The organism is Streptomyces sp. NPDC006335, from assembly GCF_040612795.1.
Classification (GTDB): Bacteria; Actinomycetota; Actinomycetes; order Streptomycetales; family Streptomycetaceae; genus Streptomyces.
On sequence record NZ_JBEXQX010000014.1, the window covers coordinates 1 to 24933 of the forward strand.

Annotated in this window: 24 protein-coding genes and 1 tRNA gene; 14 read left to right on the top strand and 11 right to left on the bottom strand. The window is 72.9% G+C overall.

Annotated features, from left to right (window positions below; translation table 11 throughout):
* Window positions 1–317: 317 nt before the first annotated feature.
* The 3 genes from ABZ098_RS31450 to ABZ098_RS31460 all read right to left on the bottom strand — a co-directional run bounded on the left by ABZ098_RS31450 (window position 318) and on the right by ABZ098_RS31460 (window position 3873).
* A complete protein-coding gene (locus ABZ098_RS31450; RefSeq protein ID WP_356596916.1) occupies window positions 318–1700 on the bottom strand; it encodes a cellulose binding domain-containing protein in 1383 nt (460 codons plus the stop codon).
* A 74-nt stretch (window positions 1701–1774) separates the two neighbouring features.
* Window positions 1775–3172: a HAMP domain-containing sensor histidine kinase gene (locus ABZ098_RS31455; protein ID WP_356596918.1), complete on the bottom strand. Its 1398-nt coding sequence runs from the start codon at window positions 3170–3172 to the stop codon at window positions 1775–1777.
* Window positions 3169–3873 carry a response regulator transcription factor gene (locus ABZ098_RS31460; RefSeq protein WP_356596920.1) on the bottom strand — a complete coding sequence of 235 codons (705 nt, stop codon included), beginning with the start codon at window positions 3871–3873 and terminating at the stop codon, window positions 3169–3171. Before ABZ098_RS31460 ends, ABZ098_RS31455 begins: the two co-directional genes overlap by 4 nt.
* Before the next feature lie 98 nt (window positions 3874–3971).
* On the opposite strand from ABZ098_RS31460, the gene ABZ098_RS31465 reads away from it, so the two are divergent.
* Window positions 3972–4481 (top strand): hypothetical protein, encoded by a 510-nt coding sequence (locus ABZ098_RS31465; RefSeq protein WP_356596922.1) that lies wholly within the window; start codon window positions 3972–3974, stop codon window positions 4479–4481.
* A gap of 9 nt (window positions 4482–4490) precedes the next feature.
* Here ABZ098_RS31465 and ABZ098_RS31470 read toward each other — a convergent pair whose 3' ends face one another.
* Together ABZ098_RS31470 and ABZ098_RS31475 are read right to left on the bottom strand one after the other, a co-directional pair.
* Window positions 4491–5312: a fused MFS/spermidine synthase gene (locus ABZ098_RS31470; protein ID WP_356596924.1), complete on the bottom strand. Its 822-nt coding sequence runs from the start codon at window positions 5310–5312 to the stop codon at window positions 4491–4493.
* Window positions 5313–5411: 99 nt separating this feature from the next.
* Complete coding sequence (locus tag ABZ098_RS31475) at window positions 5412–5792, bottom strand: hypothetical protein (protein WP_356596926.1); 381 nt, start codon at window positions 5790–5792, stop codon at window positions 5412–5414.
* A 264-nt stretch (window positions 5793–6056) separates the two neighbouring features.
* Between ABZ098_RS31475 and ABZ098_RS31480 the strand changes: the two genes are divergently transcribed.
* Window positions 6057–7472 (top strand): tetratricopeptide repeat protein, encoded by a 1416-nt coding sequence (locus tag ABZ098_RS31480; protein WP_356596928.1) that lies wholly within the window; start codon window positions 6057–6059, stop codon window positions 7470–7472.
* 149 nt (window positions 7473–7621) lie between these two features.
* On the opposite strand, the gene ABZ098_RS31485 is transcribed toward ABZ098_RS31480, so the two are convergent.
* Window positions 7622–8215: a histidine phosphatase family protein gene (locus ABZ098_RS31485; RefSeq protein ID WP_356596930.1), complete on the bottom strand. Its 594-nt coding sequence runs from the start codon at window positions 8213–8215 to the stop codon at window positions 7622–7624.
* A 209-nt stretch (window positions 8216–8424) separates the two neighbouring features.
* On the opposite strand from ABZ098_RS31485, the gene ABZ098_RS31490 reads away from it, so the two are divergent.
* The 7 genes from ABZ098_RS31490 (at window position 8425) to ABZ098_RS31520 (ending at window position 14656) form a co-directional block, all read left to right on the top strand.
* Entirely contained in the window at window positions 8425–9378 is a 954-nt protein-coding gene (locus ABZ098_RS31490; protein WP_356596932.1) for a phosphatase PAP2 family protein, read from the top strand.
* Window positions 9329–10450 carry a hypothetical protein gene (locus tag ABZ098_RS31495; protein WP_356596934.1) on the top strand — a complete coding sequence of 374 codons (1122 nt, stop codon included), beginning with the start codon at window positions 9329–9331 and terminating at the stop codon, window positions 10448–10450. The genes ABZ098_RS31490 and ABZ098_RS31495 overlap by 50 nt, the downstream gene beginning before the upstream one ends.
* The gene (locus ABZ098_RS31500) at window positions 10441–12033 is read left to right on the top strand and encodes a hypothetical protein (protein ID WP_356596936.1); all 1593 of its coding nucleotides are present in this window, start codon (window positions 10441–10443) and stop codon (window positions 12031–12033) included. Before ABZ098_RS31495 ends, ABZ098_RS31500 begins: the two co-directional genes overlap by 10 nt.
* Complete coding sequence (locus ABZ098_RS31505; RefSeq protein WP_356596938.1) at window positions 12030–13394, top strand: AAA domain-containing protein; 1365 nt, start codon at window positions 12030–12032, stop codon at window positions 13392–13394. The genes ABZ098_RS31500 and ABZ098_RS31505 overlap by 4 nt, the downstream gene beginning before the upstream one ends.
* A 117-nt stretch (window positions 13395–13511) precedes the next feature.
* Window positions 13512–13880 (top strand): hypothetical protein, encoded by a 369-nt coding sequence (locus ABZ098_RS31510; RefSeq protein WP_355748044.1) that lies wholly within the window; start codon window positions 13512–13514, stop codon window positions 13878–13880.
* A gap of 124 nt (window positions 13881–14004) precedes the next feature.
* Window positions 14005–14592 carry a bifunctional DNA primase/polymerase gene (locus ABZ098_RS31515; protein WP_356596940.1) on the top strand — a complete coding sequence of 196 codons (588 nt, stop codon included), beginning with the start codon at window positions 14005–14007 and terminating at the stop codon, window positions 14590–14592.
* Window positions 14583–14656: transfer RNA gene (locus tag ABZ098_RS31520), tRNA-Lys, on the top strand. The genes ABZ098_RS31515 and ABZ098_RS31520 overlap by 10 nt, the downstream gene beginning before the upstream one ends.
* A 51-nt stretch (window positions 14657–14707) precedes the next feature.
* Here the strand turns inward: ABZ098_RS31520 and ABZ098_RS31525 are convergent.
* Window positions 14708–15991: a M6 family metalloprotease domain-containing protein gene (locus tag ABZ098_RS31525; RefSeq protein ID WP_356596942.1), complete on the bottom strand. Its 1284-nt coding sequence runs from the start codon at window positions 15989–15991 to the stop codon at window positions 14708–14710.
* A gap of 284 nt (window positions 15992–16275) precedes the next feature.
* Between ABZ098_RS31525 and ABZ098_RS31530 the strand changes: the two genes are divergently transcribed.
* A complete protein-coding gene (locus tag ABZ098_RS31530) occupies window positions 16276–18087 on the top strand; it encodes an EAL domain-containing protein (protein WP_356596944.1) in 1812 nt (603 codons plus the stop codon).
* A gap of 3 nt (window positions 18088–18090) precedes the next feature.
* On the opposite strand, the gene ABZ098_RS31535 is transcribed toward ABZ098_RS31530, so the two are convergent.
* Entirely contained in the window at window positions 18091–19179 is a 1089-nt protein-coding gene (locus tag ABZ098_RS31535; protein WP_356596946.1) for an LLM class flavin-dependent oxidoreductase, read from the bottom strand.
* Window positions 19180–19396: 217 nt separating this feature from the next.
* On the opposite strand from ABZ098_RS31535, the gene ABZ098_RS31540 reads away from it, so the two are divergent.
* Window positions 19397–19663, top strand: a complete 267-nt coding sequence (locus ABZ098_RS31540; protein ID WP_356596948.1) for a hypothetical protein — start codon at window positions 19397–19399, stop codon at window positions 19661–19663.
* 11 nt (window positions 19664–19674) lie between these two features.
* Window positions 19675–20205, top strand: coding sequence for a hypothetical protein (locus ABZ098_RS31545; protein ID WP_356596950.1), 531 nt, complete (start codon window positions 19675–19677; stop codon window positions 20203–20205).
* 19 nt (window positions 20206–20224) lie between these two features.
* Here the strand turns inward: ABZ098_RS31545 and ABZ098_RS31550 are convergent, their stop codons facing one another.
* Both ABZ098_RS31550 and ABZ098_RS31555 read right to left on the bottom strand, forming a co-directional pair.
* Entirely contained in the window at window positions 20225–20956 is a 732-nt protein-coding gene (locus ABZ098_RS31550; RefSeq protein WP_356596952.1) for a decarboxylase, read from the bottom strand.
* Window positions 20953–21777: an aspartate/glutamate racemase family protein gene (locus ABZ098_RS31555; protein ID WP_356596954.1), complete on the bottom strand. Its 825-nt coding sequence runs from the start codon at window positions 21775–21777 to the stop codon at window positions 20953–20955. The genes ABZ098_RS31550 and ABZ098_RS31555 overlap by 4 nt, the downstream gene beginning before the upstream one ends.
* Before the next feature lie 199 nt (window positions 21778–21976).
* On the opposite strand from ABZ098_RS31555, the gene ABZ098_RS31560 reads away from it, so the two are divergent.
* Window positions 21977–22924, top strand: coding sequence for a D-2-hydroxyacid dehydrogenase (locus tag ABZ098_RS31560; protein WP_356596956.1), 948 nt, complete (start codon window positions 21977–21979; stop codon window positions 22922–22924).
* Window positions 22925–22944: 20 nt separating this feature from the next.
* Complete coding sequence (locus ABZ098_RS31565) at window positions 22945–24342, top strand: amidase (protein WP_356596958.1); 1398 nt, start codon at window positions 22945–22947, stop codon at window positions 24340–24342.
* A gap of 84 nt (window positions 24343–24426) precedes the next feature.
* Here the strand turns inward: ABZ098_RS31565 and ABZ098_RS31570 are convergent, their stop codons facing one another.
* Window positions 24427–24921 (bottom strand): DUF3830 family protein, encoded by a 495-nt coding sequence (locus ABZ098_RS31570; RefSeq protein WP_356596960.1) that lies wholly within the window; start codon window positions 24919–24921, stop codon window positions 24427–24429.
* Window positions 24922–24933: the final 12 nt, after the last annotated feature.

Genomic DNA, 24933 nt, shown 5'->3' on the forward strand with positions numbered 1-24933 from the left:
CTGCTCCCACACGCGGACAGCAACGGGATACCCGCCCCGAGCAGGGCGGCACCACCCACACCCTTGAGCACACCACGACGGCTCGGCGAAGGAAGGGAAGACGAGAGATCACGCATGTACGGCTCCTGAAGGCAGGGGTCCGGTCATGGAGGGGTTCGGAGACCAGTCGTAATCGACCAGAAACCAACTTGACCGAACACGGTGGCGCAATGACAGCGGTATGTCAGGTCATGCGTCAATAGCTATCGGCCCGATTTGTCGAAACGTGACCGACATCCCTGCCTACCGGTGACCCAGGAGCTTCGTCGGAGAGCGGTTCAGTCGAAGGCGGCGAAGGCCTTCGAGAAGGCGAACGGGGCCTGGACGACCGAGCTGCAGCTCGCGTCGGCGGAGGGCTTCGCACCGCCGGGGCACTGCTTGTCCCGGGTGGCGGACCACATCGACAGCCAACCGAGTCCCTTCGCCTTGGCGAAGCTCACGAGCTGGGCGGCGTCCTCGACCGTGAAGGTCTCCGAGGCCACGTCGTTGACCCCGATCATCGGGGTGACGGCGACCGCCTTCCAGGCCGCGCTGTCGGACAGCCCGAGGACGCCCTTGACCTGCGCCTGGGTGGCCGTGGCGGCCTGCTCGGCGTAGGTGCCCATGTCTGCGCTGTACGAGGCCCCGTAGTCCATCGCCATGATGTTGACGGTGTCGATCTCCACGCCGTTGGACTTGGCGTTCGCGAGCAGGTCGACCCCGTCCGGGGTGAGGCCCTCGGGCATCACCGGGAGGGTGAAGGAGACGTCCAGGCCGGGGTGCCGGTCCTGGAGCTTCGCGATCGCCCGCGCCCGCCGGGTGTTCGCGGCCGTGTTCGGCAGTGCCCCGCCCTCCACGTCGAAGTCGACCTTGGTGAGGCCGTACGCGTCCACGACCTTGCCGTACGCCGCCGCCAGCGCGTCCGCCGAGGAGCAGGTGGTGGCCAGTTCGGAGCCGGAGGCGCCGCCGAAGGAGACCCGGACGTCGCCGCCCTTCGCCCGCAGCGCGCCGATCTGCGCGGCCACGGCGTCGCTCGCCAGGTCGCCGACCCCGCCCCACTTGGGGGTGCAGCCGCCGCCGTCGGTGACGAAGGCGAGGTGGTAGTCCTTCACGCCGGTGGCGTCCGCGGCGGCGAGGAGGTCGAAGGCGGGGTGGAGGGAGGTGTCGACGTAGGGGGCGAAGCCGGCGCTCTCCGCGGGGGAGGCGGTCGAGGTGGGGGTGGACGTGGGTGTCGGGGTGGGGGCGGGTGTGCCACTGTCTCCGGTCGCGCAGGCGCCGCCGTCGACGAGGCAGCCCGTGGGGTCGCCCGTGCCGCTGACCACGAACCCGACCGTGACCGACTCACCCGCGGCCAGGCCGTCGGTGTCCCACCGGGGCGGCTTCACCAGGACATGCCGCCCGCCCACACTGGACTCCCCGTTCCACAGGGAACCGAGCGTGGCTCCGCCCGGCAGGTCGAACTCCAGCTTCCAGTCCTTCTCCGCCGAGCCGCTGTTGTTGGTGACGACGTACTGCGCGGTGTACCCCGTCGACCAGTCGCTCGTCCTCGTGTACGCGGCGCCGATCCCGGCCGCCTGGGCGGTACCGCCCCACAGGACCGCGCCGGTCCCCACCACGGCGGCGGCGACCGCCCCGCCGATCGCCTTGTTCCTGCCGTTCAGTCTGCGCCGATGCATGCTCATGGCGTGGCACGCTAGCGATCCGGAATCGGGCAAATGACCTGATCAGGACGGGCGACGGGGATCTTAGGGCGCGCTTAAGGAAGAGATCGGGGCCGGTTAAAGGTCGAGACCAGTCGGCCCGTACGGCGTCTGCGCACCCGGTGTCCGCGGCGTACCGGTTCACGCCCGTCGAGCTGGATCCAGACCCGCACCTCGGTGCCGCCCAGCACCGACGACCCGATCCGTACGTCCCCGCCCGTCGCCTCGGCGAGCCGTCGCACGATGTCGAGGCCGAGCCCGGTCGACCCGGTGCTGCCGGACCCCCGCCCGCGTGCCATGGCGGCCTCGGGGTCGCGGATGCCGGGGCCGGCGTCGGAGACGAGCACGATCACCGCGTCCTCGCCGTTGTGCACGTCGACCGCGAAGGCGGTGCCCTCCGGGGTGTGCCGGAAGACGTTGCCGAGCAGGGCGTCCAGCGCGGCCGCGAGGTCCGCCCGGGCCACGGGTATGCGCACCGGCCGCTCGGTGCCGGCCACCCGCCACTTGCGGCCCTCGTCCTCGGCGAGCGCCGACCAGAACCCCATCCGTTCCCGGACCACCTCGGCCGCGTCGCACCCGGCGCCGGGCCCGGCGGCCGCGGTCTGCGGCTTGGCCTCCCGGGCGGTGCGGATGATGGTGTCGACCTCGCGCTCCAACTGCGCGACCGCGGCCCGGGTCTGCTCGGCGGCCGGGCCGTCCCCGAGCGAGGCCGCGTTGAGCCGCAGCACGGTCAGCGGGGTGCGCAGCCGGTGGGACAGGTCGGCGGCCAGCTCCCGTTCGTTCGCCAGCAGTTGGACGACCTGGTCGGCCATGGAGTTGAACGCGACGGCCGCCAGCCTGAGTTCGTTCGGCCCTTCCTCCGGCACGCGCGCGCCCAGCTTCCCCTCCCCCAGTTCGTGGGCGCCCTCGACGAGCTTCCGCGCGGGCCGCACCATCCGTACGCCGAGCCGGTCGGCGACCGCGACCGAGCCGACGACGAGCGCGGTGCCGACGCCCGCGAGGACCGCCCAGGCGGTCGCGACGCCGTTGCTCACCGCGGACTCGGGGACGTACACCTCGACGACGGCTATTTCGCCGGAGCTGAGCGCGACCGGCTGGAGCAGGGTGGAGCCGCCGGGCACCTCGGCGGTGGAGGCGCGGCCCAGCCCGCGCACGGTCGTGATGTCGTCGGCGGCGGCCCGCTGCCGTCCGAGGTCCACGGCCCGCTGGCCTCCGCCCGCCGGTATGTGGACGGCCATCCCGGAGTCCGAGCCCGCCGAGGCGACGACCCGCTCCAACTGGTCGCGGTCGGTGGTGATGGACAGGGCCGGGGCGACGGCGGCCGCCTCCCGCTCGGCGTTGGAGAACGCGCGGTCCCGGGCCATCTCCTTGATGACGAGGCCCAGCGGGACGGCGAAGGCGACCACGACCATGGTGGTGACCGCCAGACAGACCTTGACCAGAGCCCACCTCACAACGGCAGCCCCCCGCCCGGTGGTTCCAGCTTCACGCCGACGCCCCGCAGGGTGTGCAGATAGCGGGGCCGCGCGGCCGTCTCGCCCAACTTGCGCCTGAGCCAGGACAGATGGACGTCGATCGTCTGGTCGTCGCCGTAGGACTGCTGCCAGACCTCCGCGAGGAGTTCCTTGCGGGGGACGACCACTCCGGGCCGGGCGGCCAGGAAGGCGAGCAGGTCGAACTCGCGTCGGGTCAGGTCGAGCCGGACGCCGTCCAGTTCGGCCTGGCGGCGCAGCGGGTCGACGCTCAGGCCGCCGACGCGCAGCACGGTCTCGGGCGGCGCGTCCCCTCCGGCGGCCCGGGACCGCCGCAGTACGGCGGCCATCCGCGCGGAGAGGTGTTCGACCGAGAAGGGTTTGGTGAGGTAGTCGTCCGCCCCGGCGTTCAACAGGCGGACGATCTCCGTCTCGTCGTCCCGCGCGGTGGCGACGATGACCGGGACGTCAGTGATCCCGCGCAGCATCTTCAGGGCCTCGGACCCGTCGAGATCGGGCAGACCGAGATCCAGGATCACCACGTCGAAACGGAAATGGGCGACCTCGCGCAGCGCCTCCAGCGCCGTCCCGACGCTGCGCACGGTGTGTGCCGCGTCGGTCAGGTGCCGGATGAGCGCCGAGCGGACGAACTGGTCGTCCTCGACCACGAGCACACTTGCCATGCGCCGCACCGTACGCGATTCGGGCGAGCCCGGTCGGGGCCTGTGGACAACTCAGTCCGGGTGCGGCCCGTGAGACGTGTGAGGCAGTATGGCGGGCGATGCGCAGAGGACTCGTACACGTACTGGCCTGGCTGCTCGCCACGGGCGCGGCGGTCACGCTGTCGTGGTGGGGTGTCCACACGGTCATGGCGGGCACGGCCTACGATCCGCCGCGCGCCCTGCCCATCACGGCGGCCGAGGCGACCACGCAGGAGTCGAGGCCGCTGGCGTCACCGACGCCGACGCGGACCGAGCGGGCGACCCCGTCGAGGAGCCCCTCGCCGGCGCCGAGGACCACGACCGCGAAACCGTCCCCCTCCTCGAAGAGCCCCTCGCCCACCGCCTCCGGTCGGGTCAGGAGCTACGACACCGACGGCGGCCGCGCGGTCTTCGACCTCGGCGAGAAGTCGGCGACGCTGGTGTCCGCGACGCCGGGCACGGGCTGGTCGATGCAGGTGTGGAAGACGGAGTCGTGGATCCGGGTGGAGTTCTCCTCGGGCGCGGACCGGGTGTCGGTGTTCTGCACCTGGCACGACGGACCGCCGCGGGTGGAGATCGGGACCTACTGACTCACCGGCTCAGCGGAACACGGACGCGGGCGGCACCGGTGAGGCCACGGCCTCGGCGTCCGTCACGGGTACGGCTCCTCCGGTGAAGTCGAGGAGCGCCTTGCCGTGTTCGACGCGGCCGGGGTGCGGGTCGGAGGCGGCGCGGCGGGTCAGTTCCGCGACCTGCAGGGGGGTGTCGGAGGCGACCAGGACGGCGTTGCCGAAGCGTTTGCCGCGCAGGACCGTCGGGTCGGCGACGAGGGCGAGTTCGGCGAAGCGGGCGGCGGCGGTGGCGATCTGGCCGCGGAGATGGGCGAGCGGCGGCCCGTCGGCGAGGTTGGCGGCGTAGCAGCCGCCCGGCCTGAGCGCCCTTCGGACCTCGTCGAGGAACTCGGTGGAGGTGAGGTGCGCGGGGGTGCGGGCGCCGCTGAACACGTCGGCGATGACGAGGTCGGCCCATCCGTCGGGGACCTTGGCGAGTCCCTGGCGCGCGTCGACGGACCGCACCCGTATCCGCGCGGTCGGCTCCAAGGGGAGCTCGCGCCGGACCAGTTGGACGAGGGCCGCGTCCCGCTCGACGACCTGCTGGGTGGAGCGGGGGCGGGTCGCGGCGAGGTACCGGGCGAGGGTGAAGGCGCCTCCGCCGAGGTGGACGGCGTGCACGGGCTTGTGGGCGGGCGCGACCAGGTCGATGACATGGCCGAGCCGGCGCTGGTACTCGAAGGAGAGGTGGGCCGGGTCGTCCAGGTCGACGTGCGACTGCGGGGCGCCGTCGATGAGCAGCGTCCACGCGCGCGTGCGCTCGCGGTCGGGGATGAGCTCGGCGAGACCGCCGTCGACTGGTTCCACCACGGCTTCGACGGATCTCCTGGACTTTCCCACCCCGCCATTATCCGCGGAGCGAGGTCCTCCCGCGTCCGCGGGCCGGGGAGCTGATCGCGCGGTGCCGCGTCACCGGCAGTTGTCCGCGGCCTCGATGAGTCTCGCCGCCTCGCCCAGTGCCGCCCGGAGCACCGCCGGGTCCGTCGCCAGGTCCGCGTCTCCCGGCGGCAGCAGCCAGTCCGCCCCCTCCACAGGAGGCTCCGGGGTCAGCCGCAGCCCCCGGCCGTCGGTCTCCGTACAGGTACTGCCGGGCACGTCCCACGCGGCCGCCGTCCCCGGCGGCACCAGGAATCCCAGCGTCTGGCCGCCGCCGTCGTGCAGCACCGGCCCGACCCCCTCCCCCACCCCCCGCCGCAGGATGTCGACGGCCTCCAGGCCGTGTCGCGTCGGCACCGTGACCACATCGCACGACACCGGTGTACAAGGATTGACGCTCCGGCTGATCTCCATCGCGGCCTCCATCAAGGAACCCTCGTCCGACTCCGAGAGGTCCAACGCGCGTCGGCGTCAACGGCTACGGCGGAAGTCCGCCGCAAAGGATGGCAGTTCATGGCGGATCCCGGATGAGATATCCGGTTTGTAGCCAAACCCCGCGTGACGGCCCCGGCACAACAGGTACGTTCTTGCCCGCCGGAAACAGGGCGTCACACTGACAAACCAGTCAACTCGCCGCTCCCCGGCATGGTTCGACGGTTCGCACGAGAGGACCCGGCCATGGCGTCGTCAACGGTGACCTCGTCCCAGTCCCCCACACCACCGAGGCCGAACCTCGCGTTCCGGCGCCTGCGCGGACAGCGCTCGCCGGCCGAGTTCGCCGCGGCGGTGCGGCGGGCCGCGCGCGAGATCGGCGAGAGCGTGAGCTGCGACGCGCGCTATGTGGGCCGCGTGGAGGCGGGCGAGATCCGCTGCCCCAACTACGCGTACGAGCGGGTGTTCCTGCACATGTTCCCCGGCCGCACGCTCACCGACCTGGGCTTCGCCTCCCGCGCGGCCGTACGCGGACGCCGGGTGCGCACCACGGGTGAGACGCCGGGGGCGTACGAACCGTATGACACGCAAGACACGCGGGACACGCAAGACCCTGACGAGACGTACGACGACTACGAGGAGAGCGACGTGCTGCGTCGCGCATTCATGACCGGCGGGGGCGCCACGGTCGCCGCCGCCTCACTGGGGCCCATCGGGCTCGCCCTCGACGCCGCGGCCGCCGGACGGCCGGTCCGCCGCGCCGGGACCGGTGAAGCGGGTGCCCTGGAGGAAGCCGTGCGCCGGATCCGGTTGCTCGACGACCGGCACGGCGCGGACGGTCTGTACCAGCGCGCGGCGGCTCCTCTGCGCGCCGCCTACGCGCTCCTGGACGCGGGCGCGACCCGGCAGACGACCGCCGACCGGCTGCACTCGGGCGCGGGTGAACTCGCCATCTCGGTGGGTTGGCTCGCGCACGACTCCGGACGGTTCGACGACGCCCGCTCGCACTACGCGGAGGCGCTCGCGACGGCCCGGGTGACCGGTGACGACGCCCTGGAGGCACACGCCTTCTGCAACACCGCCTTCCTCGCGCGCGACTCGGGTCGGCCGCGGGAGGCGGTGCGGGCCGCGCAGGCCGCGCAGCGGGTCGCCCGGCCGCTGGGTTCGCCCCGCCTGATGTCACTGCTCTCGCTGCGCGAGGCGGGCGGCTGGGCGGGGCTCGCCGACCGCACCGGGTGCGAGCAGGCCCTCGCCCGCGCCCAGGCCTACTTCGAGCGGGGCCTCTCGGACGCCGACCCCGAGTGGATGAGCTTCTACGGCGAGGCCGAGCTGGAGGGCCTGGAGGCGCAGTGCTGGTCCGCGCTGGGCGACTGGCGCCGGGCCGCCCGGCACGCGCGCCGGGCGGCGGATCTGCAGGACCCGCACTTCACCCGCAACATCGCCCTGTACACGGCCGAACTCGCCGACGACCTGGCCCGCGGCGGCCGCCCCGACGAGGGTGCGGCGGCGGGCCTGCGGGTGCTGGAGCTGTTGGGCGAGGTCCAGTCGTCCCGCGTCCAGACGATGCTGGCGGCGACGGCGCGGGTGCTGTTGCCCCACCGGCGGGCTGCGGGGGTGTCGGCGTTCCTGGAACGCCACGCGTCGCTGCCGCGGACCGGTTGAGGGGGGTGGTCGTCCGCCCGCGGGCCGGTGGGGCTTCTCGCGCAGTTCCCCGCGTCCCTGAGTGGGTACAGCCGGGCGGGCTGTCACCGCACCGCCCGAGGGGCGCGGGGAACTGCGCGACCAGCCCCCACCGGCCCGCAGCCGAGCAACTACCCCAGATGCCCCAAGTCGTTCCAGCTCTCGATCGCAGGCTCCCCGTAGGCCCACCCGAGCACGGACAAGGACGTCGGATTGAGACGCACCCGCGCGGCGAAGTCGATCGGCAGCCCCAGCCACCGCGCCCCGATGGACCTCAGAATGTGCCCATGGGCGAAGACCAGCACGTCCCGGTCCGCCGAGCGCGCCCACGCGACGACCTCGTCCGCGCGGGACGTGATCTCCGCCAGCGACTCCCCCTCGGGGACGCCGTCCCGCCAGATCAGCCACCCGGGCCGCACCGCCTGGATCTCGTCCGGCGTCATGCCCTCGTAGGCGCCGTAGTCCCACTCCATGAGCGTGTCCCAGCCGGCCGCCCGGTCCCCGAACCCGGCGAGTTCGCAGGTCTCACGCGCGCGTGCCAGCGGGCTCGTGCGTATCTCCACCCCGGGAAGGCCGTCGTACGGGGGCCGGTGCAGTCGCTCGCCGAGCAGCTTGGCGCCCCGCCGGCCCTCCTCCAGGAGCGGCACGTCGGTCCTGCCGGTGTGCTTGCCGGACAGCGACCACTCGGTCTGTCCGTGCCGGGCCAGCAGGATGCGCGGTGCCATGGAGAAACCTTTCCGGGGGAAAGCGGAGGCGGAACCCCTCCATCATCGCGCACCCTGAGGGAGGGCAACCCGACGGGCGATCCCAGCGTCTTTGAGGGCCGAAGGCGCTGCGTGGGGGCACTCCACAAGGGCCCGCACATACGCCGTAAAGTGGCACCCCCGGACGACGACCGCCGGACGCCGCGCGAAACGAAGGGGGACAGGATCGGATGCCGCTGACCGAGACACCAGGCACCGAGGCAGTCCCGGAGACGCGGCTGCGCTGGTGGACCGAGCTGCCCCTGATCCTGTTGGTGTACGCCTGCTACAGCGCCGGCCGGCTCCTCGCCAGGGGCGATGTCACGGGCGCCGTCGACCACGGCCTGACGATCCTCAAGGTCGAGAAGGCCCTGTACCTGAACGCCGAGCACCCGCTCAACCGGCTGTTCACCGGCCAGGCGTGGATCGGCGTACCGGCCGACTTCTGGTACGCCTCGCTGCACTACCTGGTCACGCCGGCCGTCCTGGTCTGGCTCTTCCGCTCCCGTGCCCTGCACTACCGCGCGGCCCGCACCTGGCTGATGACGTCCACGTTCATGGGCCTGATCGGCTTCACCCTGCTGCCGACCTGCCCGCCCCGCCTCCTCTCGGCGAGCCACGGCTTCGTCGACACCATGGCCCAGTACAGCTCGTACGGCTGGTGGGGCGGCGAGGCGAGCGCGCCGCGGGGCATGGGCGGCATGACGAACCAGTACGCGGCCATGCCGAGCCTGCACGTCGGCTGGGCGCTGTGGTGCGGGGTGATGCTGTGGCGCTACGGCAGGACGCGTACGACGAAGGTCGCGGCCGTCGCCTACCCGCTCATCACCACCATCGTGGTCATGGGCACCGCCAACCACTACTTCCTCGACGCGGTCGCGGGCGCCGCGGTGATGGGGGTGGGGTTCCTGCTCGCCCCGCACGTCAGCCGGGCGGCGGAGCGGGCCACGGCGGGAGTCCGCGCCCGGATAGCCACCGTTTCCGTCGCCTCTCGGGCCACAGAGACCTCGATTGTCAGTGGCGGATGCCAGACTTCCGCGGGTGAGCACATTCCACGGCAGCGCGAGTCACGCTTCCCAGGCGGAGCCGAGCCGAGTGCCGCTCCCACGGACGCCGGGGACGGCGCTCCGGCAGCGGCTCGCTGAGCTGCGCGGCCCCGAGGTACCGGCCAAGGCCCTGGACGCGCGCGCCCTGGCGGCCCTCGCCGCCAACCCGGGGTGCAGGCGGCGTGCGATCCTCGACGGCGCCGGGGTGGACAAGACGGCGCTGGCGAGCGCGCTGGGTTCGCCGTCCGCCTTCGGGCAGTCGCAGTTCGCCCTGACCCGGGGCAACGCCTTCGAGGCCAAGGTCAAGGCGGACGGCGGCGCGGAGCTGCTGCGGCTGGTGCACGAGCGGCTGGACCGGGCCGCCGAGCCGCCCACCGAGGCCGAGGTCCCCGACCTCACGGCGATCGGCCCCGAGGGCCGCACCGCACGTACGGCCCTCGCGCTGCGCGAAGCCACCGAGACGGGTGGGTGGACGCTTCTCGACCACCCCATACTCGCGCTCGACGTCGCCGGCTCGCCCGCCTTCCTGGAGCCGGACGCGGTGGTGGTGCACCCGGACGGGAGCTGGACGGTCGTGGAGATCAAGTCCTTCCCGATGCTGGACGGTTCGGCCGACCCGTCGAAGGTGGGCGCGGCCGCCCGCCAGGCCGCCGTGTACGTCCTCGCGCTGGAGGAGGTCGCCGCCCGCCTGGAGCAGGCGCCGAAGGTCCGCCACCGGGTGCTGCTGGTCTGCCCCAAGGACTTCTCCAACCTGCCCACCGCCTCCGCCGTCGACATCCGCAAGCAGCGCGCGGTCACCGCCCGCCAGCTGGCCCGTCTCACCCGCATCCAGGACATCGCCGACGCCCTGCCCGACGGCACCTGTTTCGCCCCCGACCTGCCCGCCGACGAGCTGACGGCCGCGGTCGAGTCGGTGCCGGCGACCTACGCCCCCGAGTGCCTGTCCGCGTGCGAACTGGCCTTCCACTGCCGGGACCGCTCCCGCGCGGCCGGCGCGGTGACCTCCCTGGGCCGCTCGGTGCGCGCGGAGCTGGGCGGCCTGACGACGGTCGAGGAGGTCCTGGCGGCATCCCGCGGCGAGGCCGGCGATCCCGACGACCCGGCGGTGGCGGCCCTGCGCCGAGCGGCCGAACTGCGCGCGGAGGCGCTGGGGGTGACCGCATGTCGCTGATCGCCACGCTCGCCCGCCTGGAAGCCGTCAGCACGGGCCGCGCCCAGCCCGCCGCGACCGTCCGCCACCGCCGTCTCTCGGACCGCCCGCTCGTCCTCGTCCCGCTCACCACCGCGGGCGAGGCCGGCGCCCCGCTCGGCGCGCTCGTGGGGACCGACCGGGACGCCCCGCACCTCCTGGTCGTACCGCAGCCGCGCGACCGCGACCTCAGGTTCGCGTTCCTGGCAGAGCTGGCGGACATCGTGCTGCCGTACGTCGACGGGTACGCCGAGTCGGTGGAGGCCGCCGAGCGCAACGAGACCGACCCGGAGACCGGCAAGCGGGTCAAGGTCGAGGTCGAGCTGTGCGCGGACGCCCCCCAGCTGATCCTGCCGAGCCGCGCGGGCATTGACTTCGTACGGCTGCTCGGGCGTTCCATGCGTTTTCGGCGTACGGCGGAGCAGGACCCGGAGACCCCGTACCCGGCCCCGCCCCGGGTGCCGTTGCTGGGCCGGTGGCTGACCCACTTCGGGGAGCGGGCCCGGGTGCCGGGCTCCTCGCTGCTGCTGGCGATGACGGATGTGCTGGCCCGGCACTGGTCCACCGGCCAGTCCACCCTGGAGGACCAGCACCTGGGCGCGCTGCTCGCGTGGATCGACCCGCCCGAGGGCCGCTCGGGCGCCGAGGCCGCGCTGGAGGCCGAGCTCGCCCGGGACGACCGCGGCCAGCTCCTGCATCCGCCCGCGGGTCCCGCCACCGACCCGGCGTTCGACAACAAGCTGCTCGCCCCGGCCATCGAGCGCTACGACCGCGCGCGGACCGCCCTCGCCGCCGCCGAGGACGGTCTGGAGGCCGACGACCGGCTCGGCGCGCTCACCGCCGCCGAGCGGGAGATCCGCGCGCTCGTCGCGAGCCGTACCCGTCCCACCTGGGACGCGGTGTGGCGGGGCCTGGACCTGCTGCGGGCGCTGCCGGAAGGGGCCCATGTCGAGGAGCGCTGGACGCGCGACCGCTGGTCGTTCACCAGCCACCGCGACCGGGTCGTGGCGGGCGAGCCCCCGCAGCCGCGCCGGGACGACGCGGTCACCGCCGCCAACAAGCTCGCCGCGCGCGAGCGCGAACAGGCCCGTCTGGAGGCGCAGGAGGCACTCGACGACCCGTTGGTGATGGCGGGGCGGCGGCTGGCCGGTGAGGCGTTCGCCGGGGAGGTCACCGACGTCGTGATGACGTACAGCGAGGGCAAGCGGCCGAGCCCGCGCCCGCTGGTGACCGTGCGCACCGACGACCGGCCGCACCTGGGCGAGCGGGTCAAGGTGTACCGCTCGCTGGGCGGCAAGCCGCAGTCCGCCGAGTTCGTGGGCTCCGAGGAGGAGGGCGCGCTGCTCGTGCTCAAGATCCTCGACAAGATGGGCCGGGGCAAGGAGCCGGAGGCCGGGTCCGTCCCGGAGAAGGGCGACCGGGTGTGCTTCACGCTCTTCGAGCACGAGCAGCGCGGGGGCGCGAAGCTGCCCGACCCGGAGGACACCCCGTGGACGCACGGCGGGCCGCCCGGTGAGGCCGTGCAGGAGACCGCCGATCCCGTGACCCCGGAGGACGTGCTGTGACCCCTCAGACCACCGGGGCCACCGAGGGCTCCCGGACCTTCGACCCCGGTGCCGAGGCCGCGCGGGCCACCGACGCGATCCTCCACGACACGCTGCACAGCACCCACCGCGGAGTCGTCGTCGATTCCCCGCCGGGCGCCGGCAAGTCCACCCTCGTCGTCCGCGCGGCACTGGAACTGGCCGACGCGGGGCGCCCGTTGATGGTGGTCGCGCAGACCAACGCGCAGGTCGACGACCTCGTGCTCAGGCTCGCCGAGAAGAACCCCGAGCTGCCGGTCGGGCGGCTGCACAGCAGTGACGCCGACCCGTACGACAAGGCGCTGGACGACCTGCCCCAGGTCCGCAAGTCGGCTAAGGCCGCAGATCTGACCGGGCTGCCTGTGGTGATCTCCACGGCCGCCAAGTGGGGGCATGTGAAGGTCGACGAGCCGTGGGCGCACGCGATCGTGGACGAGGCGTACCAGATGCGCTCGGACGCGCTGCTGGCGGTGGCGGGACTGTTCGAGCGGGCCCTGTTCGTGGGCGATCCGGGGCAGTTGGACCCGTTCGCGATCGTGGGCAGCGAGCAGTGGGCGGGGCTGTCGTACGACCCCTCTGCCTCGGCGGTGACCACCCTGCTGGCCCACAACCCGCAGCTGCCCCAGCACCGCCTGCCGGTGTCCTGGCGGCTCCCCGCCTCGGCCGCGCCCCTGGTCTCGGACGCCTTCTACCCGTACACGCCCTTCCGCAGCGGCACCGGCCACGGGGACCGCCGGCTCACCTTCGGCGTCCCCTCGGACGGCTCGGGCCCCGACCGCGTGATCGACGCGGCGGCGGAGTCCGGCTGGGGCCTGCTGGAGCTGCCCGCACGGCACACCCCCCGCACGGACCCGGAGGCGGTACGGGCCCTCGCGACCGTCGTACGGCGTCTCCTGGACCGGGGCGGGGCGGCCACGTCGGAGCGCTCACCGGACCCCGTGCCGCTGACGGCCGACCGGATCGCCGTGGGCACGGCACACCGGGACCAGGCGGCGGCGGTCCGCGCGGCGCTGACCGACCTCGGCGTCGCGGACGTCACCGTGGACACGGCGAACCGTCTCCAGGGCCGCGAGTACGACGTCACCGTCGTCCTGCACCCGCTCTCCGGTCGGCCCGACGCCACCGCCTTCCACCTGGAGACGGGGCGCCTGTGCGTGCTGGCGTCCCGCCACCGCCACGCGTGCATCGTGGTGTGCCGGGAGGGCGTGAGCGACCTGCTGGACGACTACCCGTCCACCGAACCGGTCCAGCTCGGCACCCTGGTCAAGTTCCCGGACGGCTGGGAGGCGAACCACGCGGTGCTCGCGCGGCTGGCGGAACACCGGGTGCCCTGGCGTCCGTGACGGGCGCGGGGCCGCCCTGGCCTGGGCCGCCCCGCCCTCTTGCACGGGCGCGGGACAATGGACGACGGCCCTCCGCCGGCGGGCCGACGGTCGGACGACGTACGAGGAGATGAAGACATGGCGGAGCCCACGCCGCGTCGGAACGAGCCGCGGCTACGCCCCGCGCCCCTGCTGTTCGAACCCACACAGGTGGCCGACGACCCGGAGCACTTCTTCGACCTGGAGTCGATCGACGACCCGCGCGCGCTGCTGACCCGGTCCACCGAGCTGGCGCACGCCTTCCGCGCGGCGGCGGACCGTGCCGTGGAGTTCCAGGCGATGGCGGCGGCCCAGCTCGCCGACCCCAGGCGCTTCGACCGGCTCACGACGGCGGACATCGCCGAGCGCGCCGAGTGGACCGAGGACTACGCGAAGAAGATGGTCGAGTTCGGCCGGGATCTGCTGCGCGGCGCGGAGGGCGGGGCGGGGCACGCCGACCCGGTCTGAGGCCTCGGACGAGACCTCGCCTGGCATATGCCAGGCGGGCAAGATACCCCTCTCCGCTCCCTCCTGTCCCGATTTCCCGCAACTCTGGGGAACCGACCGCTCACGCCCGGTAGATGTATGCGGCATGAGCACTCGCGACGAACCCTTCTCCGACCGATTCGACGTGTCCGGCGTCACCGCGGACGGCGCCGCCTGGCTCGCCTCGGCAGGAACGTATCCGCGCAGCACCCTGTCGTTCTGGCAGGAGCGCCCCGCCGCCCCGGTCGTCCTGCCCTGCGGCACCGTCTTCGACGTGGTCAGCGTCCCCGCGGTCTTCGGGCGCCGGATGCTCGACCGGCTCTGGGACGAGGGGCCCGGCTCGGGGCCGGTGGCGACGCTGCGGGGTCGGCTGCTGCTCTTCGCGGCGCCGGGCACGGCTCAGCGGCTGCCGTCCCTGCTGCGGTGGGAGGAGTTCGGCCGCACGGCGGCGATCCCGCCGCTGCTGTGCCACGGCACCGGCGACGCAGTGACCGTCCCGGCCCCGCTCGGCGCCGCGAAATCCGCGCCGGCCTCCCGCTGGCTGGTCGCCCCCGACACCCGTCACCCCTGGCTGCCGGGCCCCGAAATCCTGCTCTGGGCGGCCGTGCGCGCGGCCCGCGCCGCCGTGCGGATTTCGATTTTTCCCCCGGCCGATCAGGATGCTAAGGTCTACGACGTCAGCAGGCGCCGCTAGCTCAGTTGGTTAGAGCAGCTGACTCTTAATCAGCGGGTCCGGGGTTCGAGTCCCTGGCGGCGCACAGACAGGAAAGGCCCCTCGCTTCAGCGAGGGGCCTTTCGCGTATCCAGGACTACCCGACCGTGATCTCCGTGTCCCACGCCCCCGTGGTCGTCCGGCCCGTCACCTTCACGCGTACGTCCTCACCCGGCACCCTGAAGGTCTCGCCGGCCTCGACGGGGGCGTCGGCGAGGGGTGGGTAGACGGAGTTCTCCCAGCAGGCCTCGGTGCGGGGATGGGCGTCGATCACCTGGATCGGGCCGCCACCGGACGCCGCGCCGCTCTGGATGCGGTAGACCAGCACACCCTGCCTGCAGACCGCCGCGTCGTTGCCGACCGCCCCGCGCGCCTCGAAGGCGAGCGCGCTGTCGGTTCCGGTGCGCACGACCGCGAGCCTGGTGCCGCGACCGAGTCCGAAGATCCCGGCCCGGCCGGGGCCGGCGGCGACCGGCTCCAGCGTCAGCCGCACCGGCTCAGGCCCCCGTACGCACGCCACCTGCCGCCGCTCCAGCCAGCCCAGCTTCCACTTGTGCCAGGCGAACAGCTCGGGGGCCAGACCGAACTGGCTGCCCATCAGGTCCCAGTCGCCGACGTAGGTGTCCCAGTCGCCCTTGCCGTCCATCGGCCGGTGGTACAGGTCCGGCAGGTCGAAGACGTGCCCGGTCTCGTGGGCCAGCACCAGACGGTCCGGCGGGTGCTTCTCGAACACCGTGACGACCCGGCGGATGTCCGTGCCGTCGGCCCGCAGCGGCACATCCAGGTTGACGACCTTCGTGGCGTCCGAGTCGACGCCCGGCGCGTCCGGATCGGCGACGAAGTAGACGACGTCGAAGCGCGAGAAGTCGACCTGCTTGTCGGCCGCCGCTAGCGCGTCCCGCAGGTAGGCGCCCCGGTCCGCGGCACTCCAGTCGCGCTGTATGGCGTACGCCGTCGACGGGCGCGGCATCCGGATCCAGTGCCGCAGCGGGTGCGGGCGCAGCGTGAAGCGGCCGTAGGAGGCGCGTTCGAAGAAGCGGGTGGTGGCCGGGAAGTGGTCGGCGGTGAGCTGGGCGGGGGTGGTCATCGGCGGGGCGTCCGGGAAGGACAGGAAGACCATCACCGCGTCGAGGGCACGGGCCGGGCGCGGATAGGCGGTGTTCCAGGTGTCCAGGCCCTCCGAGTGGTGGGCCTCGGTGCGCTCCAGCGTGCAGGGCGCCGAGGAGAGGGGCCCGGCGACCGAGGGGCCGGTGATGAGGGAGGTGGCCGCGAGGGCCGCCATGGTGGTGAACACGGCGGCGGTGCTGCGCAGTGGGGGGCGCGGGAACGTGCGCGGAAACGGGCGCGGCAACGGGACCTCCGGGAGCGGTTCACGGGACACCGCACCCAGCCTGTGATGATTTGCGGTACTACGTCCTGTTTATCTGCACCGGACGAGTGAGTTGGCGTGACCTGCCGGACCGGCCGACACCCCCGAATCACTCACGGAACGTCACAACCGGTCTCTGGCCCGAAGAACCCGTCCAGTCGCGGGCAGAAACGATCTGCCAGAAGGGGTTGCCGGTCCCCGAGACTGGGCAATGGCTGGAAGGGCCTGGGGGCAGCCTCTATGATCGGCACACTTTCCTGCGCGGACAGCGATCGAGTGCACTGCGGGAGCGAGCGGTGAACGGAACGTCCGAAGGGCCGGCGCCCGCGGCAGACCTCGACGGGTCAGCCGTAACAGAGAGTGACATCGCGACACCTTTTCGTACCGAGTACCCGTCGCATCGGGCGGCCTTCGCGGCGGCGCCGCTGGCCATGGCCGTGGTGGACCGCGAGGGCACGGTCGTCGACGCCAACCCCGCCTTCGGCGAGCTGCTCGGCGCCGTACCGGAGGAGTTGACCGGGACGCCGGCCGCCGATCTGGTGGACCTGGCCTCGGACGCCCGCACCTGGCACGCCTACCGGGAGGTGCTGCGCGGCCGGCAGGCGAAGCTGCGCTGCAAGCGCCGGCTCAAGCATCCCGACGGGCACTCCATGTGGGCGCAGATCACGGTGACGCCGCTGGCGGATCCGCACGGCTCCCCCGGTGTCCTGCTCTCCGTCGCCGACATCACCGCCCGCCGTGAACTCCAGGCCCGGCTGCGGCACTTGCAGATGCACGACCCGGTGACCCGGTTGCCCAACCGCACGCTGTTCTTCGAGCGGCTGACGGCCGCGCTGGAACCGGAGTCGTACGAACAGGGCGGCACGGGCCGGATCGGGCTGTGCTATCTCGACCTCGACGGGTTCCAGGCCGTCAACGACACCCTCGGCCACCGGGTCGGCGACCGGCTGCTGGCCGCCGTGGCCGAGCGTCTGACGCGCTGCGCGGACGAGGCCGGCCACGACCGGGCGACCGCTCCCCTGGTGGCCCGGCTGGGCGGCGACGAGTTCGCGCTGCTGGTCGAGGACTCCACCGGCACCGAGCAACTCGCCGACCTCGCCGAGTCCCTGCTGAAGGCGATCCAGGCGCCCTTCGACCTCTCCGGCCACCGGATGTCGGTGTCGGCGTCGATCGGGGTCGTCGAACGGCGGGCCGAGGGCACCTCGGCCACCGGGCTGATGCAGGCCGCCGACACCACGCTGTACTGGGCCAAGGCCGACGGCCGAGACCGCTGGACGCTGTTCGACCCGGAGCGCAACGCCCACCGCATGACCCGTCAGGCCCTCGCCTCCACCCTGCGCCCGGCCATCGAGCGCGGCGAGTTCAAGCTGGATTACCAGCCGCTGGTGGGCATGGAGGACGGCCGGCTGCGCGGGGTCGAGGCGCTGGTGCGCTGGGACCACCCGCAGTTCGGTCTGCTGACGCCGAATCGGTTCATCGCACTGGCCGAGGAGGACGGCTCGATCGTCCCGCTCGGCCGCTGGATCCTCGCCACCGCCTGCCGTCAGGCCCGACAGTGGCAGCTCGACCACCCGGACGAGCCGCCGATCTTCGTCAGCGTCAATGTGGCGGTCCGCCAGGTGTGGGACTCCGACCTGGTCGCGGACGTGGCGAAGACCCTCGCGGAGACCGGCCTGGCACCGCACCTGCTCCAGCTCGAACTCACCGAGTCAGCGGTGATGGGCTCGGCCGGCCGCCCGCTCCAGGCCCTCCAGGCGCTGAGCGACATGGGCGTCGGCATCGCGATCGACGACTTCGGCACGGGCTACTCGAACCTCGCCTACCTCAGCCGCCTCCCGGTCTCCGTCCTGAAACTGGACGGCTCATTCGTCCGGGGCTTCCAGTACGAGGGGGAGGGCGTCCCCCCGAACCCGGCCGACGAGGTCGTCGTCGAGGCGATGATCCAGCTCGCCCACCGCCTCGGCCTCACCGTCACCGCGGAGTGCGTCGAGACCTCGGCCCAGGCCACCCGGTTGCGCCGCATCGGCTGCGACACCGGACAGGGCTGGCTGTACTCGCGGCCGGTGTCGCCGGATCGTATCTCCGGGCTGATGGGCGCCCAGGTCTGACGGTCAGGCCGTCGGCAACCCGTAGGCGTCCGCGATCAGTTCGTACGAACGCAGGCGTACCTCGCCGCTGTGCGCATTGCCTGTGAGCATCAGTTCGTCGGCGCCGGTGCGCTTGTGGAGGTCGTCGAGGCCGGTGCGGACCTCGTCGGCGGTGCCGTGGACGACGTTGGCGTTCCAGGAGGCGGCGAACTCCTCCTCCATGGGGCTGAACTCGTAGGCCTCCGCCTCCTCCGGGGTGGGGACCAGGCCGGGGCGGCCGGTGCGCAGCCGGATCATGTTGAGGGCTGCGGCGCGCACCTGGCGGCGGGCCTCCTTCTCGTCGTCGGTGGCGAGGGCGGAGACGCCGATGAGGGCGTAGGGCTCGTCGAGGACCGCGGAGGGCCGGAAGGACTCCCGGTACAGGTCCAGGGCCGGAACGGTGTTCTGCGCCGAGAAGTGATGCGCGAAGGCGAAGGGCAGGCCGAGGGAGCCGGCCAGCCGGGCGCTGAAGCCGGAGGAGCCGAGCAGCCAGATCGGCGGCCGGTGCGGGGACTGGACACCGCCGGGCGAGGTCGCCTGGATCGGGCCGGGTACCGCGTGGATACGGCGGTAGGGGTGGCCGTCCGGGAAGTCGTCGTCCAGGAAGCGGGTGAGCTCCAGGAGCTGCTCGGGGAAGTCGTCGGCGCCCTCGTGCAGCCGGTCGGTGCGGCGCAGGGCGGCCGCGGTGGCGCCGTCCGTGCCCGGGGCCCGGCCGAGGCCCAGGTCGACGCGGCCCGGGGCCATCGCCTCCAGCGTGCCGAACTGCTCCGCGATCACCAGCGGGGCGTGGTTCGGGAGCATGACACCGCCCGAGCCGAGCCGGATGCGGGTGGTGTGGGCGGCGAGGTGGGCGAGGATCACCGCGGGCGAGGAGGACGCCACGCCCGGCATGGAGTGGTGCTCGGCGACCCAGTAGCGGTGGAAGCCGCGGGACTCGGTGAGCCTTGCGATGGCGACACTGGTGCGCAGGGCGTCGGTGGCGGTGCGTCCGGCGCCGACGGTGACCAGGTCGAGTACCGAGAGGGGTACGGGGGCGGTGCCCTGTGCGGTACCTCGGATCTCGTCTTCCGCCACGGTGGGCTCCTCCTGTGTGTGCCGTGCGCTGTTGCTCTGCGGGTAACAGGGGGAGGTCGCCGGTTGTTCCCGTGGCTTTCGCGCGCGGCGGCACGGGGACGGGTCCGCCATGACCCCACGGAGCATCAGATTCCGTATCCCGCAAGGGAGTTGGTCGCTTGCCGCGGGGTCCCCCGGGTACCCGAAATGCCCCGATACCCAACCGGAGGCAGCCTCCATGACGCGCTCTGAGACACCGCGACCGCATGAGCCCGGCCCCCTCGAACCCGGCACCAGACAACGCGACCAGCTCTCCGTCCGGATCGCCGACACCGCCTGGACCGCACTATGTGTCGTGGCCGGCCTCTGGGCGATCCTGACCTGCGTCGACGCCGTCCGCGGCACGGGCTCGTGGGCGTACTGCGCGGTCTCCCTCGTCCTGCTCGCCATCGGCCTGACCATGCGGATCCTCGGCATCCGCCGCCGGGCCCGGACCCGGCTGTGAGGGGGGACCCGGTGGAACGCGTCAACGCCCTGCTCAGCCGCCATCTGTGGCTTCAGTACGCGCTGTCCGTGCTGGCCGCCTCCGCCCTGGTCCTGCTGCTGTTCCCCGGGCGGTCACCCGCCTCCGTCCTGGTGCGCATGGCCATCACCTCCCTGGGCGGGATCGCCGTGGTGATCGCCGTGCGCCGCAAGGAGAAGCGGGCCGCGGGATCGACGGACGGCCTCGTCGCCCTGGACCGCAAGCTGCGCCGGGGCGAGGTCCCTACCGCGCCCGAGGACCGGCAGGCCATGCGCGACCTGGTGGAACAGCGCCTGCACCGCACCCGCCACCGGGTCGCGGCCGCGATCTTCCTCGCCGTGCTGTGCGGAGCCGTCGTGGTGCTGACCGCCCTGACCGCGGGAGCACGGCAGACAGTCGGCTTCGCCGTGTTCAGCGCCGTCTTCGTGGGCTGGCTCGTCCTCTACGGCAACCTCCAGCACCGCCGGCTGCGCACCATGCGCGCGGCGCTCACCACCGAGGCCCCGCAGGAACCGCGACGGTGAGCGCCTGGAGCCGCCCGCGTCAGACCTGGACGATCGGCTCCCTCGTGAACAGCGCGCCCATCGCCGGAGCGTTCACGCGGCGGTCCGTGAGCCTCAGGGCCTCCCAGACGGTGACCTGGTTCGCGGTGAGGACCGGCTTGCCGAGCTCCTTCTCCAGGGCCTGGATGTGGGTGGCCGTGTGGAGTGCCGTGTCCGGGAGGAGCACCGCCTCGGCGTCCGGCGAGTCGGCCTCCCGGGCCAGCGCGAAGACCTCCTCCTCGCCCCAGGTGCCGACCTCCGCGGCGGTGATGATCCCGGCGCCGCGGACCTGGCCGACCTCGATGCCGCCCGCCCGCAGGAACTCGGCGAACAGGCCCGCCACGTCGTCCGGGTAGGTCGCCGCGACCGCCACCCGCCCGGCCCCGATCTCCTTCGTCGCGTGCACGAACGCGAAGGACGTCGAGGAGGCGGGCATGCCGGCCGTGCGGGCCAGGGTGCGGACCTGCTCCTGGGCGCCTTCCCAGCCGTGGACGAAACCGCCACTGGTGCAGGCCCAGACGACGGACTCGGCGCCCGACATGCGCAGTTCCTCGACGCCCGCGGCGAGCCGCTCGGCGGAGCCCATCTCCAGGAGGGCGTCCACGCGGTGGGCGTCCGTGCCGATGTCGGTGTGGACCACGTCCAGGCGGATGTCGCTGCCCAGGAGCTGTTCGATGCGCGGATAGTCGTCCTCGGCGGAGTGGCCCGGGTAGAGGAATCCGAGTGCGGTCATGTCCAGCCTTCCTGCTGCTGTTCTCCGTCCGGCAGTTCCCGGACTTCCGGCAGACCCGGAATCTCCGGGCGCACGGGACCGGACCTCGCCGCCGGGTCGATCAGCGCCTGGTACGGTCCCACGGCTCGGGTACCCAGTCGGCGCAACGCCGCCCACATGGTCACCTGGTTGGCCGAGATCACCGGGATGCGCAGTTCCGCCTCCAGCTGCGGGATGACGTCGTACGTCGGCAGGTTGGTGCAGCTGATGAACAGCGCCTGGGCGTCGGCCCGTACGGCCTTGTGGGCCATCTCGGAGACCTGCCGGTAGGGCACCTTCCAGATGTGCCGGGTCAGGCCCATGTAGGCGCACCCGGCGACGGAGACGCCGGCCTCGGCGACGTACTCCTCCAGCGACCTGGTCACCGACACCGTGTACGGCGTCACCAGCGCGACCCGGCGGACGCCGAGCTCGGTGAGGGCGTCCAGGAGGGCGCCGGAGGTGGTCAGGGACGGGACCGCGCCGGCCCGGGTCATGGCCGCGCACATGGCGCGTTCCCCGGCTATCCCGCCGACGAAGCTGCCCGAGGTGCAGGCGTAGGCGACGACCTCGGGGACGATGGCGTTGAGGGTGCGCACCGCCTCGTGCAGGGTCTCGTGCTCGCTGACCAGACGGGCCAGGTCGAGACTGACCTCGACGGGGACGTACGGGGTGCGGGTCATGTGGAGCGAGATCTCGTCGGGGACCCAGCGCCACAGCTCGCGGTCCAGCGCGAAGTCGAAGGGGGCGACGACACCGACACCGCGCTGCGGGCGCGGACCACCCAGAAAGGAAACGTCCATGGCGGGGACCGGCCTCACGGTGGGAGACGGGGGGACAGCGGAGCGTGCACAACGCCCGTGTTGACGAAGGTAGGTTCGGGTGCGAGCGTGGTCAATCCGCCCATGTCACGCTCACGTCACCCCGGGGTTGCCGCCGGTGTTCCCGCCCACGTCAGACGTCCGGCAGCCCCGCGACAATCCGTAGAAAAACGGTGCCTGGATGTCCGTCCCCGTCCTTCTGGTCCTCGACGCAGACCCCCCGCCGCGCCTCGGGAGCCTCACCGGCCGGGCCCGGATCCTGCACACGGACGAGGCCGGGCTCGCCGAGCGGCTGCCGGTCGCCGACGTGCTGCTGGTCTGGGACTTCACCTCGACCGCGGTGCGGGACGCGTGGCCGGGCGAGGGCCCGCGACCGCTCTGGGTGCACACGGCGAGCGCGGGCGTGGACCATCTGATGTGCCCCGAACTCGTCGCCTCCGACACGAGGGTGACCAACGCGCGCGGGATCTTCGACCAGCCGATCGCCGAGTACGTCGCCGCCCTGGTCCTGACGATGGCCAAGGACCTGCCCCGGACCCTTGACCTGCAACGCGAGGGCGTGTGGCGGCACCGGGAGTCCCAGCGGGTGGCCGGCACCCGCGCGTGCGTGGTCGGTTCCGGGCCCATCGGCCGGGCGATCGTGAGCACCCTCAAGGCGCTCGGCGTCGTCACCGCCCTCGTCGGCCGCCGCTCGCGCACCGGGATCCACGGCCCCGACGACCTCGACCGGCTGATGGCCCGCGCGGACTGGGTGATCGCGGCCGCCCCGCTCACCGCGGAGACGCACGGCATGTTCGACGCCCGCCGCTTCGGGATGATGCAGCCCTCCGCCCGGTTCATCAACATCGGCCGCGGTCAGCTCGTCGTCGAGGAGGCGCTGGTGGAGGCGGTGTCCAAGCGGTGGATCGCCGGAGCCGCCCTCGACGTCTTCGACACCGAACCCCTGCCGCCCGAGAGCCCGTTGTGGCACGTGCCGGGCCTGATCGTGTCGCCGCACATGAGCGGCGACACGGTCGGCTGGCGCGATGAACTCGGCACGCAGTTCGTGGAGATGTACGAGCGCTGGGCTGCGGGCCGATCGCTGACGAACGTGGTCGACAAGCAACGCGGGTATGTCCCAGGGCACTGAACGTCGACGGAGGGGCACATATGCGGGACCTCACCGAACTGACCGCCGTACAACTCGTCGAGGGCTACCGCAAGGGCGAGTTCAGCCCCGTCGAAGCCACCCGGGCGGCCCTGGAGCGGGCCGAACGGATCCAGCCGGATGTGAACGCCTTCGTGCGCCTGACCGGTGAGGAGGCCCTGGCGCAGGCCCGCGCCTCGGCCGACCGCTGGCGGCGCGGGGAGCCGTCCGGCGCGGTGGACGGCGTCCCGGTCACGGTGAAGGACATCCTGCTGACGCGCGGGCTTCCGACCCTGAAGGGCTCCAAGACGATCTCGGAGCACGGAAGTTGGGACGAGGACGCCCCCTCGGTGGCCCGGCTGCGGGAGAGCGGCGCGGTGTTCCTCGGCAAGACGACGACCCCCGAGTTCGGCTGGAAGGGCGTCACGGACTCGCCGCTGTCGGGCGTGACCCGCAATCCGTACGATCCGGCGCGCACCGCGGGCGGTTCCAGCGGTGGTGCCGCGGCGGCCGTGGCGCTCGGCGCGGGGCCGCTCGCGCTCGGCACGGACGGCGGGGGCAGTGTCCGCATCCCGGCCGCGTTCTGCGGGATCTTCGCCCTGAAGCCGACGTACGGCCGTGTGCCGCTCTACCCGGCGAGCGCCTTCGGCACGCTAGCCCATGTCGGCCCGATGACGCGTGACGCGGCCGACGCGGCGCTGCTGCTCGACGTGATCGGGGTGCCGGACTCCCGTGACTGGTCGGCGCTGGGCCCGGCGGCCGGTCCGTACACGGCGGCTCTGCCGGGCGGGGTGCGCGGGCTGCGGGTGGCCTACTCGCCGTCCCTCGGCGGCCAGGTGGCCGTGCAGCCCGGGGTCGCGGCCGCGGTCCGCCGTGCGGTGGAGCACCTCGCCGGACTCGGCGCGTACGTCACCGAGACCGACCCCGACTTCGCCGACCCCGTGGACGCCTTCCACACCCTGTGGTTCAGCGGGGCGGCCCGGGTGACCCAGCATCTCGGGCCGCACCAGCGGGAACTGCTGGACCCGGGGCTCCGGGAGATCCGCGGCCTCGGGGCCCGCATGAGCGCGCTCGACTACCTGGCCGCGGTGGACGTCCGCATGGAACTCGGCCGCCGGATGGGCCGCTTCCACGACTCCTACGACCTGCTGGTCACCCCGACCCTGCCGATCACCGCGTTCGAGGCGGGCACGGAGGTCCCGAAGGGCTCGGGGCATCGCCGCTGGACGGGGTGGACGCCGTTCACGTACCCCTTCAACATGACGCAGCAGCCGGCGGCGAGCGTGCCCGTCGGCACGGACGCCGACGGCCTCCCCGTGGGACTCCAGATCGTGGCGGCCCGCCACCGGGACGACCTGGTGCTGCGGGCGGCGCACGCGTTGTACGACTCGGGTGCGGCGGGCGCCGGCCGGGTGGGCTGAGCGCTAGGCCCTGTCGTTTGGATCAGGTCGGCCGTGAGGTGCGGTGCGTTTCGGCCGACGCCGGCATGATCCAAACGACAGGGCCTAGGTCCGGCTGAAGCGGAGGCTCTCGCCGAGGGCGCCGGCCCGCCAGAGGTCGTTGCAGCCCTCGGCCAGGGCGTCCAGCCCCTCCACCACCTGGCCCCAGACGATGCCCGGGACCCAGCCCACGTCGCCGTTCAGGAGGAGGTTGTTGCGTTCGTAGAACAGGGCCAGGTCGACGACGGTCGTGCCCGGGCGGACCTCGCGGTCGTAGCCGTGGGACTTGGTGCCGAGTTGCGCGCCCGCGAAGGAGAAATAGCAGAGATCTCCGGGAATCGGGGTAACTGTCGGGTTTTCCAGGGGTGGTTCCGTTTCCGCGAAAGGCGGGAAAAGGGCGTAGATCTCGTTGCGTGCGTACTTCGCGTGATAGACGTCACCGGCGAGCGGGAGGGCATCCCACACGGCGGCGCAGGTGATCGGCGCCCGATCGTCGAGGAGCTTTGCCGTCGCGGTGATCCCGCGCTTGACCAGCGAGACTTCGATGTAGCGGTCAGCCATGCACTCCATGGT